10 protein-coding genes are annotated in these 13,199 nt (G+C 67.0%); 4 read left to right on the forward strand and 6 right to left on the reverse strand.

Annotation, left to right across the window (positions count from 1 at the left end):
* Nucleotide 1: 1 nt before the first annotated feature.
* The 3 genes from fadD4 to A5791_RS03830 all read right to left on the reverse strand — a co-directional run bounded on the left by fadD4 (nt 2) and on the right by A5791_RS03830 (nt 3,361).
* Nucleotides 2-1,519: a fatty-acid--CoA ligase FadD4 gene (gene fadD4, locus A5791_RS03820; protein ID WP_067231346.1), complete on the reverse strand. Its 1,518-nt coding sequence runs from the start codon at nt 1,517-1,519 to the stop codon at nt 2-4.
* Between the two features lie 70 nt (nt 1,520-1,589).
* Nucleotides 1,590-2,651, reverse strand: a complete 1,062-nt coding sequence (locus A5791_RS03825) for an S-adenosylmethionine:tRNA ribosyltransferase-isomerase (RefSeq protein ID WP_067231350.1) — start codon at nt 2,649-2,651, stop codon at nt 1,590-1,592.
* On the reverse strand, nt 2,648-3,361 hold the full coding sequence (locus A5791_RS03830; RefSeq protein ID WP_067231355.1) for an SDR family oxidoreductase: 714 nt from the start codon (nt 3,359-3,361) through the stop codon (nt 2,648-2,650). The genes A5791_RS03825 and A5791_RS03830 overlap by 4 nt, the downstream gene beginning before the upstream one ends.
* 54 nt (nt 3,362-3,415) lie before the next feature.
* On the opposite strand from A5791_RS03830, the gene soxR reads away from it, so the two are divergent.
* Nucleotides 3,416-3,880: a redox-sensitive transcriptional activator SoxR gene (gene soxR, locus A5791_RS03835; protein WP_067231358.1), complete on the forward strand. Its 465-nt coding sequence runs from the start codon at nt 3,416-3,418 to the stop codon at nt 3,878-3,880.
* 136 nt (nt 3,881-4,016) lie between these two features.
* On the opposite strand, the gene A5791_RS03840 is transcribed toward soxR, so the two are convergent.
* The 3 genes from A5791_RS03840 to A5791_RS03850 all read right to left on the reverse strand — a co-directional run bounded on the left by A5791_RS03840 (nt 4,017) and on the right by A5791_RS03850 (nt 8,587).
* On the reverse strand, nt 4,017-5,846 hold the full coding sequence (locus A5791_RS03840; RefSeq protein ID WP_067231361.1) for a phosphoenolpyruvate carboxykinase (GTP): 1,830 nt from the start codon (nt 5,844-5,846) through the stop codon (nt 4,017-4,019).
* A gap of 234 nt (nt 5,847-6,080) precedes the next feature.
* Nucleotides 6,081-7,574, reverse strand: a complete 1,494-nt coding sequence (locus A5791_RS03845; RefSeq protein WP_067231502.1) for a hypothetical protein — start codon at nt 7,572-7,574, stop codon at nt 6,081-6,083.
* Complete coding sequence (locus tag A5791_RS03850) at nt 7,571-8,587, reverse strand: hypothetical protein (RefSeq protein ID WP_067231498.1); 1,017 nt, start codon at nt 8,585-8,587, stop codon at nt 7,571-7,573. The genes A5791_RS03845 and A5791_RS03850 overlap by 4 nt, the downstream gene beginning before the upstream one ends.
* Before the next feature lie 175 nt (nt 8,588-8,762).
* Between A5791_RS03850 and trmB the strand changes: the two genes are divergently transcribed.
* The 3 genes from trmB to A5791_RS03865 all read left to right on the forward strand — a co-directional run bounded on the left by trmB (nt 8,763) and on the right by A5791_RS03865 (nt 13,191).
* A complete protein-coding gene (gene trmB / locus A5791_RS03855; RefSeq protein ID WP_067231505.1) occupies nt 8,763-9,557 on the forward strand; it encodes a tRNA (guanosine(46)-N7)-methyltransferase TrmB in 795 nt (264 codons plus the stop codon).
* A gap of 6 nt (nt 9,558-9,563) precedes the next feature.
* Complete coding sequence (locus tag A5791_RS03860) at nt 9,564-10,289, forward strand: NYN domain-containing protein (protein ID WP_067231508.1); 726 nt, start codon at nt 9,564-9,566, stop codon at nt 10,287-10,289.
* 76 nt (nt 10,290-10,365) lie between these two features.
* Nucleotides 10,366-13,191 carry an MMPL family transporter gene (locus tag A5791_RS03865; RefSeq protein WP_067231366.1) on the forward strand — a complete coding sequence of 942 codons (2,826 nt, stop codon included), beginning with the start codon at nt 10,366-10,368 and terminating at the stop codon, nt 13,189-13,191.
* The last annotated feature ends 8 nt before the right edge of the window (nt 13,192-13,199 follow it).

Consider the following 13,199-nt stretch of genomic DNA (forward strand, 5'->3'; position numbering starts at 1 on the left):
GTCACGCCGAATATTTCTCGACCAGCTCGTTCTTGTAGAGCTTCCCGATGTCGGTGCGCGGCAGTTGCGCCTCGAAGGCGATCGAGCGCGGACACTTGAAGTGCGCCAAGCGGTCTCGCAGCCAGCTCAGCAGTTCGTCGGCGAACTCATCGGTGGCATCGGCTGGGTCGACCGTTTGCACCGCAGCCATGACCCGTTGCCCCATCTCGGCGTCGGGAACGCCGAACACCGCCGCGTCCAACACCTTTGGGTGGGTAACCAGAAGGTTCTCGGTTTCCTGCGGGTAAATGTTCACCCCGCCGGAGATGATCATGTGGTGGCGCCGATCGGTCAGGAACAGATACCCATCGTCGTCGAGATAGCCGACGTCGCCGACCGTCACCCAGCCGTGCTTGTCCTTCGACGCCGCGGTTTGCGCTGTGTCGTTGAGATATTCGAACGCATATCCGCCGTCGAAGTAGATCTCGCCGGGCTGCCCAGGCGGCAACTCGTTGCCTTGCTCGTCGAGAATGTGTATCTCGCACAGCATCGGCTTGCCGACCGATCCCGGATGCGCCAGCCACTCCTCGGCAGTGATCAACGTCGATCCGATTGCCTCCGAGGACGCGTAATACTCGTCGACGATCGGGCCCCACCAGTCCATCATCTGTTTCTTGATCTCGACCGGACACGGCGCGGCGGCGTGCATAACCCGCTGCAGACTGGACAGGTCATATGAGTTACGCACTGCCTCAGGGAGTTTCAGCATGCGGGTGAACATCGCCGGCACGAACTGGCCGTGGGTGACCCGGTAGCGCTGTATCGCATCGAGGCAGCCTTCGGGGTCGAATTTCTCCAATACAACTGTCGTTATGCCGCCGGCCTGCGCGCTCATCGACCACACCGACGGTGCCGTGTGGTACAGCGGCGCTGGACTCAGGTAGATCGACTCGGGCGTCATCCAGAACCCGACCAAGGCCGACATCATCCCGGGTACCTCAGCCGGCGGCAGGTGCGGCAGTTCGCGCTTGATCCCCTTAGGCCGGCCGGTGGTGCCTGACGAGTACTGCAGCAGGTCTCCCTCGATTTCGTCGTCTATCGGTGTATCTGGTTGGTTCGCAACACATTCCGGGTAGCGCTCCCAGCCCGCCAAGTCGTCGTCGGCGATGAGCAGCAGATCGGGCAGTCCGCCCGTAAGGTGCTCCGCCAGGTTTTCGCAAGTCTTGCGCAGCACGGCCGAGCCGATGATCGCCTTGGCGCCGCTGTTGTCCACGATGTAGGCCGCCTCGGGCGCGGTCAGGTGGGTGTTGATCGGCACGTAGTACAGGCCGCTGCGGCGAGCGGCCCACATCACGGCGTGGATGTGCTCGTTGTTCTCCATCAGGATCGCCACCGCGTCGCCTTCGCGGAGGCCGGCGCGCCGGAAATAGTGCGCCAGCCGATTCGCGCGAGCCTCCAGCTCGTCGAACGTGACCACCGTGCCGGACGGGTGCAGGATGACCGCCGCTTTACCGGTGCCGACATGCTGACGGATTTGCATGCGCCGACTGTACGACGCTGCCGAACAGACGCAAAAAGCTCCAGCCGTGCCGTGCACGGCGGGGCTCGCACTACCTCTCCGGGAGCAGCAGGGCGCTGTCGCCGAATTCATGCCAGAGATAGCCGTTTTCCACGGCCTCCCGGTACGCCTGGGCGACCAGGTCCGGGCCCGCCACGGCCTCGAGCAGCAGCAGATGCGAGGCGCCGGCGTCATGCCAGCCGGTGATGAGCCCGTCGACCACACGGCTCGGGCGGTCGGCGCCGAGCACCAGATCCGTCCAGCCGACGGCCTGATGTACGTCGCCGTCGGGGTTGGCGGCCGACTCGAGAGCCCGGGTCACCGTAGTTCCGACCGCGATCACCCGTCCGCCGGTGGCATGCGTGAGGTTCGCCAGCCGCGCGGTGGCGGCCGGTACCTGGAACAGCTCCGGGGCCGGTGGCTCGCCCGCCTCCGCCGAGGAGACCCCCGCGTGCAACGTGATGGGCGCGATCGCAATGCCCCGGGCCACCAAACTGGTAACCAACTCGGTGCTGAACGGCCTTGCTGCGCTGGCCATTTCAGCACTGCCAGGGTGCTGGGCGAACACCGTCTGGTAGTAGCGCAGCGGCCATTGTCGCGGCACGTACGAGTAGCGGATCGGCCGGCCGTAGCGGGTCAGGTACGACACCGCGTCACCCTCGAGCACCGCCCGCGCCGTCCACAACCGCCCGCCGTCGACTCCGGTTTCCGGGTAGGACGAAGTGGTCACGATCGCGCCACCGCCCGGCATCTCGATGCGTTCACCCGGGCGGACGTCGCTCAGGTGTCCCGTGGCATTCCCGGCCGGCCTCAGTTCCACCACCCACAGCTTTTCGGCGCGCTCGGTGGAGAAGTGAACGGCGACCGGCTCGTCGCCGCGGCGTCCGTCGACCGCGGCGGGCAGGGTGGCGGAGTTGTTCACCACCAACAGGTCGCCCGGGTGCAAGTAGTCGCCAAGATCGGCGAAACGCGCGTGGCTGACCCCGCCCGGCCGGCCGACCAGCAGCTTCACCCCGTCGCGGGCGACGCCGCGGGCTTCGGGCGGTTCGCTGGCGTCCGACGCCGTCGGCCGGACGAAGTGGGTATGCGGCCTCGCCAGGGTCACGGCAGTCATCGGCCGGCTCCGGCCATCAGCTCCGCTGCCCGGTAACGACCGGACGCCGGTCGCCTGTCGAGCAATCGCAGCAACGCCGGCACAACCGACTCCGGCTCGGCTCGATCGGAGATGTCCTCGCCGGGGAACGCGGCCTGATGCATCTCGGTGCGCATGTCGCCGGGGTCGAATGCGTAAACGGCCAGAGCGGGAGCCTCGGCCGCCAGGACGGCTGACAGCTGGTCGAGCGCGGACTTTGACGAGCCGTAGCCGCCCCAACCCGGATACGGCTCGACGGCCGCATCGGACGTCAGGTTGACGATGGTCCCGGCGTTCTCGATGAGCGCCGGCAGGGTCGCCTGGATCAGGGCAAGAGGCGCGAACAGGTTGGTCTGGTAGACGGCCCATAGCTCTGTTTCCGGGTAGTCGGCGAGAAGCGGTTGTGGGCTTGGTCCCAGCCGGCTCGCGTTGTTCACCAAGAGGCGAAGCTGGCCCGCGCCGGTTGCCGCGGTGACCAGTGCGGCACGATGCGGCGGGTCGGTGACATCGCCGGGTAGGGCGATCAGACGTGCTGAATTCAGTTCTCTGGCAGTCGTTTCCAGCTCGTCGGCGCGGCGGGCATCGCCGACGACGGTCCAGCCGAGGTCGAGCAGAGCAGCGGTCACCGCTCGGCCGAACCCGCGTGAAGCGCCGGTGACGATAGCAACAGAATTGGTCGTGGATTGCGTCATACGGCCATACTGGTAGTTAAAGTTAACTTTAAGTCAAGTGCCAGGGGGGGCGAAATGGACAAGCGCGACATGTTCACCGTGAGCGAGATAGCGAATCGCAGCGGGTTCGCGCCGTCGGCTATCCGGTTCTACGAGAGCCAGGGTCTGATCAGCGCGACCCGGACATCCGGCGGTCAGCGCCGGTTCGAACGCCAGATGTTGCGGCGGCTGGCGTTTATCCGGGCCGCCCGTAACGTCGGGTTGAGCCTGGACGAGGTGGCTGCGGCGCTGGCCAAACTGCCCGACGGGCGCAACCCGACGCGCGCCGACTGGAGTCGATTGTCCAAAGACTGGCGCGCACGCCTGGACGATCAGATCGCCGGGTTGATGGCTCTTCGCGACAACTTGGATTCGTGTATCGGCTGTGGCTGCCTGTCGTTGAAGCGGTGCGCGATCTCCAATCCGGCCGACTGGGCAGCCGCCGCCGGACCGGGAGCGGTGTACCTGCCGAAGTCACTCCGGGCCGGCGGCCTGCGCTGACGGCATCCAGTGTGAACTGACGGCTTTCGGTGTCAATGTAGGGCGGGAATTTGCGCCAAATTTCCGCCCAGGCCTCACCGCCAACGCCCAGGTTTCACACCCGAGGCCATTGACGGCGAGCGAGCGCTAACCGGCCCTAGTCGGCCTCGGCCAATCGCTGCTTGAGCGCGTCGAACTCGTCCTTGACGCCGGTTGGCAGCTTCTCGCCGACGAACTCGAACCACTCCTCGATCAGCGGCAGTTCCTTGCGCCACTCGTCGGGGTTGACCGCCAGTGCTTTGGCAACGTCGTCGGGTTCGACGTCGAGCCCGTCCAGGTCCAGGTCCTCGACGGCGGGAACGACGCCGATCGGCGTGTCCTGTCCACCGGCCCGGTGCTCGATGCGGTCAACGATCCACTTGAGCACCCGGCTGTTCTCGCCGAAGCCGGGCCACAGAAACTTGCCGTCCTCGCCGCGGCGGAACCAGTTGACGAAGAACACCTTCGGCAATTTGGACTCGTCGGAGTTCTTGCCCAGATCCAGCCAGTGCTGGAAGTAGTCGCCGACGTGGTAGCCGAGGAACGGCAACATGGCCATCGGGTCACGGCGCACGGTCCCGACTTTGCCCTCGGCGGCCGCGGTCTGCTCGCTGCCCATGGTGGCGCCCATGAACACGCCGTGCTGCCAGTCGCGCGCCTCGGTCACCAGCGGCACCGTCGTCTTGCGGCGAGCGCCGAAAAGAATGCCCGAGATCGGGACGCCCTGCGGGTCGTCCCACTCCGGCGCCAGGATGGGGCACTGCGACATCGGCGTGCAGTATCGCGAATTCGGGTGCGCGGCTTTGGTTTCCGTCTCGCGGATGACCCAGTCGTTACCCTTCCAGTCGATCAGGTGATCCGGCTCCCCCTCCAGGCCTTCCCACCACACGTCGTTGTCGTCGGTGAGCGCGACGTTGGTGAACACCGTGTTGCCGCCCGCGATGGTGCGCATGGCGTTGGGGTTGGATTTCCAGTTGGTGCCGGGTGCGACCCCGAAGAAGCCGAACTCCGGGTTGACCGCGTAGAGCCGGCCGTCCTTGCCGAACCGCATCCAGGCGATGTCGTCGCCCAGGGTCTCGGCGCGCCAGCCGGGGATGGTCGGCTGCAGCATCGCGAGGTTGGTCTTGCCGCATGCCGACGGGAACGCGGCCGCAAAGTAGTACGCCTTGTTCTCCGGGGAGATCAGCTTGAGGATCAGCATGTGCTCGGCGAGCCAGCCCTCGTCGTGCGCCATCGCCGAGGCGATGCGCAACGAGTAGCACTTCTTGCCCAGCAGCGCGTTGCCGCCGTAGCCGGAGCCGTAGCTCCAGATCTCGCGGGTCTCCGGGAAGTGGGTGATGTACTTCGTCTCGTTGCAGGGCCAGGGCACGTCTTCCTGGCCCGGCTCCAGCGGGGCGCCGACGGAGTGCAACGCCTTGACGAAGAACCCGTCGTCGCCGATCTTGTCCAGGGCGGCCTTGCCCATCCGGGTCATGGTGCGCATGGAGACGACGACGTATTCCGAGTCGGTGATCTCGACGCCGAGCTTGGGGTCGTCGGCACCGAGCGGGCCCATGCAGAACGGCACCACCCACATCGTGCGTCCGCGCATGCAGCCGCGGTACAACTCGGTCATGGTGGCCCGCATCTCGGCCGGGTCCATCCAGTTGTTGGTCGGGCCGGCGTCGATCTCGCGCTCGGAACAGATGAACGTCCGGGACTCCACGCGAGCCACGTCGGACGGGTCGGACAACGCCAGGTAAGAGTTCGGGTGCTTCTTCTCGTTCAGCTTCTTGAACGTGCCCACCTCAACCAAGTGATTGGCGAGCCGCTGGAACTCCTCGTCGGAGCCGTCGGCAAAGACCACCCGGTCGGGCTGCGTCAACTCGGCAACCTCTTCTACCCAGGACAGCAGCCCCTGGTGTTTAGTAGGCGCGGTATCAAGCCCGGGGATGGTCGCTGAGGTCATCGAACTCTCCTGAATTCTTCTGGGTCCTTCGGGGGACTGCGGGGCAATCAGCGGTGCGTAGCGATCGCCCACACAACTGGTTCACACGGTGAAGCTTTACATACAGGTTATCGCGAGCGACTTGTCGAGACAGGCACAGGCGGGTATAAGCCTTCTCACAACAACGATTCAGAAGCGTCATGGTCGTCCGCAATCGTCCGCAAATCCGTGCCTTTTGCCCTATCCGAGGCCCAGCTAATCAGCCATCTCAGCGGGACCCTTGGATTTGGATATACCCGCTTCGCCGAGTTCTGCACGTACCGCGTCGAGCGCCGCTTGCACCGTGGGCATCTCCCGGTCACGCACCGCGGCGGCCCGGGCGGCAGCGATGGCGTATTCGCGCAGCTCGGTGTCTATGGCGCTGACCTGATCGGCCACCTGCGCATTCTCGGCCTCATCGCGCGCACTCAGCGCGGTGTTCAGCAACGTCTCGGCGATCAGCACCCGCGTGGCAACCAGCTCCTCCACCACCGACCGCAGCGACTCCGTCGCCTCGCCGGCCCAGCGGTCCAGTACGGCGCGGTCGCGCAGCAGGCCGCGGATGTTCACCACCAGGAGGGTGGCCAGCAGGCCGATTGCCACACACAGCGCGAACCCGGCAGGCGCCAGCCAGGGGGAGAGCCTGGGCGCCACGCTGGCCAGCAAGCGATTGAGCGTCAGCGCCACTCCGAGGCCGAAGCCGACGCCCAGCAGCACCATCAGCCACGTTTCCTGACGCCGCGACTTCAGCGGTGGGGCCGGAACCTCGACGTCGGGCAGCTTCTCCTGCGGCGGCAGCTCCACCGGCACCCGCATCACCTGCGCGACGTCGGCGAGGTGCGCGGCGGTGCCGTCGCTGACCTCGGCGACGACGTCGTTGATCCGGCCGCGGGCATACGTCTCGAAGGCGGGCATGTTGCGCCGGGACAGACCGGCCGCGTCCTCCTGCAGCTCCCCCCGTACCGAGGAACACCGGTTGCGGGCAAAGTGGGACAACTGGACCCGGGCCTGCTGGATCTGGCCGCGCAGCATGATGATGTGTTCAGTTTTCGACTGACGCCGCTGCCGCAGGGCGGAGCTGCGTTGCTCGCGCAGCGCGTCAACCCTGGCCTGCCGCCCGGCACCCTCGGCATCCCGGTCGAAGCGCTTCGCCACCGTCTGCAACCGGGATTCCCACGCCCGCAACCTGTTTCGGCGCGCGACGTCCGATTCCGCGAGCTGCCGTTCAACCGCGCCGACCAGCTCGTCCACACGAGGCGCACCGACATCGGGCAACGCGGCCACCCCGGCCCAGGGCACCCGGGCATAGCGCGGCGCGTGCGCGGCAAGCTTGTCGCGGTCGGCGTTCAACACGTCGCGCCAGGTGCGGTGGACGTCGATCTTGGAGACCACCCCGATCACCACGTCGGTGTACTCGGCAGCGGCGTCCAGCAGCGCACAATCGGATTCCGTCAGCTCGGCAGCCGCGGAAACCACGAACACCACCGCGATCGGAGCGTCACCGGGACCCAGGTCCGTCGACTCGACGAACTTGTGCCGCGGCAACCGTTCCCGCAGCGCGGCGGCGACACCACTCACCCCAGCCATCCACGGGCCGGTCACCAGCACCACGTCGCGGCGGTTGATGGCGGGCGCATCCAACCGGGGGCCGATCGCCGCCACCAGCGCGTCCACCTGGCCGGCCGGATCGTCGTGAGCCGCCTCGGTCACCGCGACGCCCCAAGCACGCCGGCGCGCGACCACAACCGAAGGGATCCCCTGGCGATATCCGCGGCGCAGACGCGCTGCACGTCGCCGACAGAACTGTCGACGCTGTACCGCTGCCACCGCACTGCCCGCGAAAGGTGCTCATCCGGGCCGTCTGCGACCAGGCCGGATCGTGGGCCGTCGGGCAATCCGGCAGCGTGCACCAGGTCAGTGGCGTCGGCCATCCTGGCCACCACCGTGTCGTCGTGGGCCAGGAACCGAGTGATCCGCTCAGCCAATCGGTCCCCGGAGCACGACTCGCAGACGGCCAGAGCCTCCAAAGCCGCGACGGCGTCGAGCACCCGCCGGTAGCGCAGCTCGGCGCAGAGGGCATGGATTTTGGCGACGACGGCGTCGACGCAGCTCGCCTGGCGCAGCAGGGCCCGCAGCTGAGCCGCCGAGTAACCCTTACCGACCGCGGCGACCGCAAGCGCAGTGCCGAACAGGTCCAGGGAGTTCAGCAGTCGCCGCCGGCGCTCGACCGGCACCGGATTTGCCGCGGCCAGCAAGGCGACCAGCTCGCGCACGTCGCCCCACGCGTCGTCCAGGTCATCAAGGGCGGCCAGCAATCCGATCATCGGCTGCACCGGTACCCCAAGCAGGCCCGCAAACTCGGCGCACCGGGCGCGCGCCGCGGCAATCGGCCCCTCGCCGGCGAAGCCGGCCAAATCGGCCTTGTTCAGCACCACCAACACCGGGAGCCGGGCGGAGATAGCTCCGACGGCCTCGGAGTCCTCCGGTTTGACCACTTCCGCGATCACGTACACCACGACGTCGGCGTCGGGGTGGAATCGGCTCCGCACTTCGGCGGCGCGGATGCCATCGGCGCGGTCCAAGGCACGCGCGACGGTGCTGCAGCCCACTCCCCGACGACCGCAAACCTCCACCCGCAACGGCGCGGCGACAGTCTCGGCGATCGTCGTCACCCGCGCGTCAGCGACGCCGGCAGCAAATCGCGCCAGCTCATCGACGAAAATCTGTTGCCCCCTGTCCGTTGCGTCCCGTCTGCTCGATCCGACCCGACCCGGCTCGCTTTCGCAAGCGCATCCTGGCACTTGCTGCCCGCAGATGCGAGTCGACCGCCAATCTGTTACCAGCTGTAGGCAACTGTTGGGTATCAATCTGGACCAGGTGCGGCTACATCGCCCGTTCATGGGCCACGATGGACAAATGCATACGCGACCCGGCGTGGGGGCCTCCGATCAAGGAGTCGCCGGGCGTTATGTCTCATCCGGGGAAGTCCTGCCCGGCGGACCGGTCACCGCCTTCCGCGCACGGCGCGCCGCGCTGTCCTCTGCACAGCGCGAGACGTGGGAGCGGCTGTGGCCCCGGCTGGGCATGTCGGTGGGTGCGGGCCCGCACCCGGACACCGGCCCGTTGGACACCCGCGCCTGGTTTGGCCGTGACGCGCCGCTCGTGCTCGAAATCGGCTGCGGGAACGGTACTTCGACGCTGGCCATGGCGCGTGAAGAACCGGACATCGACGTCATCGCGGTGGAGGTCTACCGGCGGGGGCTGGCGCAATTGTTGGGCGCGATCGACCGCGAGCAGGCAACCAATATCCGGTTGATCCGCGGCGAAGCGGTATACGTTCTGCAGCGGCTGATGACGCCCGCTGCGCTGAGTGGCGTTCGGGTGTTCTTTCCCGATCCGTGGCCGAAGGCGCGCCATCACAAACGCCGGTTGCTTCAGCCGGCGACGATCGGTCTGATCACCGATCGGCTGCGCCCCGGTGGTGTCCTGCACGTCGCGACGGACCACGCCGGCTACGCCGAGCAGATCGCCGAGGCCGGCGACGCCGAACCCCGGCTGCGCCGCGTCGATCCCGGGCAGCCGGACACCCAGCTGCCGATCTCCGTCGTTCGCCCCACCACCAAATATGAGACGAAGGCCCAGGATGCCGGCAGTGCCGTCGTCGAGTTGATCTGGAAGAAGCCCGAGAACTAGATGACCATGAGCGTGACAGAAGAAGCAGCCGCACCGGCAGCGCCGGAGCCGCCAGAGGTGCTCGCCTCCCCGACATCGCGCGATAACGACCTGACCGGTTACGCCGCACCGATCGGTCGGGTGCTGCTGGTATGGGACGCTCCCAACCTGGACATGGGGCTGGGCTCCATCCTGGGCCGGCGTCCGACCGGCGTCGAGCGTCCGCGTTTCGACGCGCTGGGGCGCTGGCTGCTGGCCCGTACCGCCGAGGTCGCTGCGGGCCGCCCTGGCGAAGCCATTGAGCCCGAGGCCACCGTCTTCACCAACATCGCGCCGGGCAGCGCCGAAGTCGTCCGGCCATGGGTGGATGCGTTGCGCAACGTGGGCTTTGCGGTCTTTGCCAAACCGAAGATCGACGAGGACAGCGACGTCGACCGGGACATGCTGCAACACATCGCCCAGCGGCACCGCGAGGGCCTTGCGGCGCTGGTCGTGGCGTCCGCCGACGGTCAGGCATTCCGACAGCCGCTGGAAGAGATCGCACGCTCCGGCGTCGCGGTGCAGGTGATCGGATTTCGTGAACACGCCAGTTGGGCGTTAGCGTCGGATACCTTGGAGTTCGTCGACCTGGAAGATATCGCAGGTGTTTTCCGGGAGCCGTTGCCGCGAATCGGCCTGGATTCGCTGCCTGACCAGGGCGCTTGGCTGCAGCCGTTCCGGCCGCTTGCTTCGCTGCTGACCTCGCGTGTGTGAGAACCGACGTGTGGTGGAAAACCGAAAAAGCCTGAAGGCAAGCCGCGGGTCGCTAAGGATCCAGTAAGGAGTTCACGTGTTCGCCTGGTGGGGTCGAACTGTGTACCGCTACCGGTTCATCGTAATCGGGGTCATGGTCGTTCTGTGCCTTGGCGGCGGCATCTTCGGCATGAGCCTGGGCAAGCACGTCACACAGAGCGGCTTCTACGACGAGGGCAGTCAATCCGTGAAGGCCTCGGTCCTGGGCGACCAGACCTACGGCCGAGACCGCACCAGCCATATCGTCGCCACCTTCACCGCCCCGGATGGAAAGACCGTCGACGACCCGGCATGGCGGAAGAAGATCATCGACGAACTCAACAAGCTCAAGAACGACCACTCCAACGAGGTTCTCGGATGGGCCGGCTACCTGGCGCTGTCCAACCCCGCCGATGCGCCCCCGCTGATCAAGGGAATGGCGACCGAGGACAAGAAGCACACCTTCGTCAGCATCCCGTTGAAGGGCAATGACGACGACACCATCCTCAACAACTACAAGTCCGTCGAGCCTGCCCTGCAAAAGCTCGACGGCGGCACGGTCGAGCTCGCCGGCCTCGAGCCGATAGCCAATGCATTGACCGGCACCATCGCCACGGACCAACGCCGCATGGAAGTGCTGGCGCTGCCGTTGGTGACCGTGGTGCTGTTCCTGGTGTTCGGCGGCGCGGTCGCGGCGGGCCTGCCGGTCATCGTGGGCGGATTGAGCATTGCGGGTGCGTTGGGCATCCTCCGGCTCATCTCGCTCTTCGGTCCGGTGCACTTTTTCGCCCAGCCCGTCGTCTCACTGATCGGTCTGGGTATCGCGATCGACTACGGGTTGTTCATCGTGAGCCGGTTCCGGGAAGAGATCGCGGAAGGGTACGACACCGAGGCCGCGGTACGCCGGACGGTGATGACGGCCGGGCGCACCGTGGTGTTCTCGGCGGTCCTGATCATCGCCTCGAGTGCCAGCCTGCTGGTGTTGCCGCAGGGCTTCGTGCATTCGCTGACGTACGCGATATTCGCGGCGGTCGGACTTGCGGCGCTGCTGTCCATCACGCTGCTGCCCGCGTCCCTCGGAATTCTCGGTCGCCACGTCGACGCGCTCGGCGTGCGGACGGCGTTCCGGGTGCCCTTCCTGCGGAACTGGAAGGTATCCCGGGCCTACCTCAACTGGCTCGCCGACCGGCTGCAGAAGACAAAGACCCGCGAAGAGGTCGAGGCGGGCTTCTGGGGCAAACTGGTCAACTTCGTGATGAAGCGGCCGCTGGCATTCGCCATCCCGATCGCGGTCGGCATGATTCTGCTAGTCATCCCGCTGGGGAACCTTCATTTCGGCGGCATGAGTGAGAAGTATCTTCCGCCGAACAATGCGGTGCGCCTCTCGCAGGAGCACTTTGACAAGCTGTTCCCCGGTTACCGCACCGAGCAGCTGACCGTGGTGATGCAGAGCAACAACCACAGCCCGGTCACCGACCAGCAGGTTGCCGACGTCCGCAGCAAGGTCGCGGGTATCACCGGGTTCACCAATCAACAGTGGGACGAACGACCGTGCCCGGTCGTCGCCGGCAACCCGTGCGCCGCGGGACCCAACGGCACCAGTCATCCGGAGGACAAGACGGTTCGGGTGATCCAGAACGGCCTGGTCAACCGGAACGAGGCCGCCAAGAAGATCGACGAGCTGCGGGCGATCACGCCGCCCAAGGGCGTGTCCGTCCTGGTCGGCGGTACCCCCGCGCTCGAACAGGATTCGATTCACAGCCTGTTCGACAAGGCGCCGTTGATGCTGGTGATCCTGCTCACCGCCACCCTGCTGTTGATGTTCCTGGCGTTCGGCTCGGTGGTGTTGCCGATCAAGGCGGCGGTGATGAGCGCGCTGACGCTGGGGTCCACGATGGGCATCCTCACCTGGATCTTCGTCGACGGGCACTTTGCCACGTTGCTGAATTTCACGCCGACACCGTTGATGGTGGTGCTGATCGCGCTGGTGGTCGCGGTGGGTTTCGGCTTGGCCACCGACTACGAGGTATTCCTGGTGTCCCGGATGGTCGAGGCCCGCGAACGCGGTTATTCCACCGCCGAGGCCATCCGGATCGGCACCGCGACCACCGGGCGCCTCATCACGGCCGCGGCGCTGGTGCTTGCCGTGGTCGCCGGGTCGTTCGTGTTCTCCGAACTGGTGCTGATGAAATATCTGGCCTTCGGCCTGATGGCGGCCTTGCTGCTGGACGCGACCGTGGTCCGGATGTTCCTGGTGCCCTCGGTGATGAAGTTGCTCGGCGACGACTGCTGGTGGGCTCCGCGCTGGGCCAGGCGCCTGCAGAACCGCATCGGCCTGGGCGAGATCGACCTGCCCGACGAGCACAAGCGACCCACCCTGGACGGCCGCGCCGTGCGACCTCCGGTCACCGCATCCGCCGTCGCTGCGCAGGTGCAGCGGCCGCACCACGACCCCACTCACCCCAGTGCGCCGGAACCACCGCGACCGACGCGCGCGGCCCCGGTCCGGTCCGAGCCCCGAACTGCCCAGGAGTCGCCGGCGTCGACTGCCACGGAGGTGCCCTCCGGCGCCGCGACGGGACGGATGCCGACGGCGCCCCAGGCGAGCGCGCCGTCGCCGGGCTCGTCGCGCCCTGGGTCTCCAACGCCGTCCGCGGATCGAACTCAGCGCATACCGGTGCCGCCCAGCCCCTCGGGCGACAGCAACGGCGACCCGGCCGAGCCCACCGCCGCCCTGCCGGTCATGCGGTCAGAAACCGACGACTCCGAGGCCGCCACCGAGAAGCTGAACGCCCGGGGCGAGGGCGACAAGGCGCGCCCGCGTCGCCGGGTCGGCGGTGGCGTGTCAGCGCAGGAATTGCTGCGGCGCGAGGGACGGTTGTAAGCGCTTCC

Source organism: Mycobacterium sp. 852002-51163_SCH5372311 (assembly GCF_001667115.1).
Lineage (GTDB): Bacteria > Actinomycetota > Actinomycetes > Mycobacteriales > Mycobacteriaceae > Mycobacterium.

Coding starts and splice junctions, on each gene's coding strand:
- A5791_RS03840 (WP_067231361.1), bottom strand. CDS start 5,846: ATGACCTCAGCGACCATCCCCGGGCTTGATACCGCGCCTACTAAACAC.
- trmB (WP_067231505.1), top strand. CDS start 8,763: ATGGGCCACGATGGACAAATGCATACGCGACCCGGCGTGGGGGCCTCC.
- soxR (WP_067231358.1), top strand. CDS start 3,416: ATGGACAAGCGCGACATGTTCACCGTGAGCGAGATAGCGAATCGCAGC.
- fadD4 (WP_067231346.1), bottom strand. CDS start 1,519: ATGCAAATCCGTCAGCATGTCGGCACCGGTAAAGCGGCGGTCATCCTG.
- A5791_RS03860 (WP_067231508.1), top strand. CDS start 9,564: ATGAGCGTGACAGAAGAAGCAGCCGCACCGGCAGCGCCGGAGCCGCCA.
- A5791_RS03825 (WP_067231350.1), bottom strand. CDS start 2,651: ATGACTGCCGTGACCCTGGCGAGGCCGCATACCCACTTCGTCCGGCCG.
- A5791_RS03830 (WP_067231355.1), bottom strand. CDS start 3,361: ATGACGCAATCCACGACCAATTCTGTTGCTATCGTCACCGGCGCTTCA.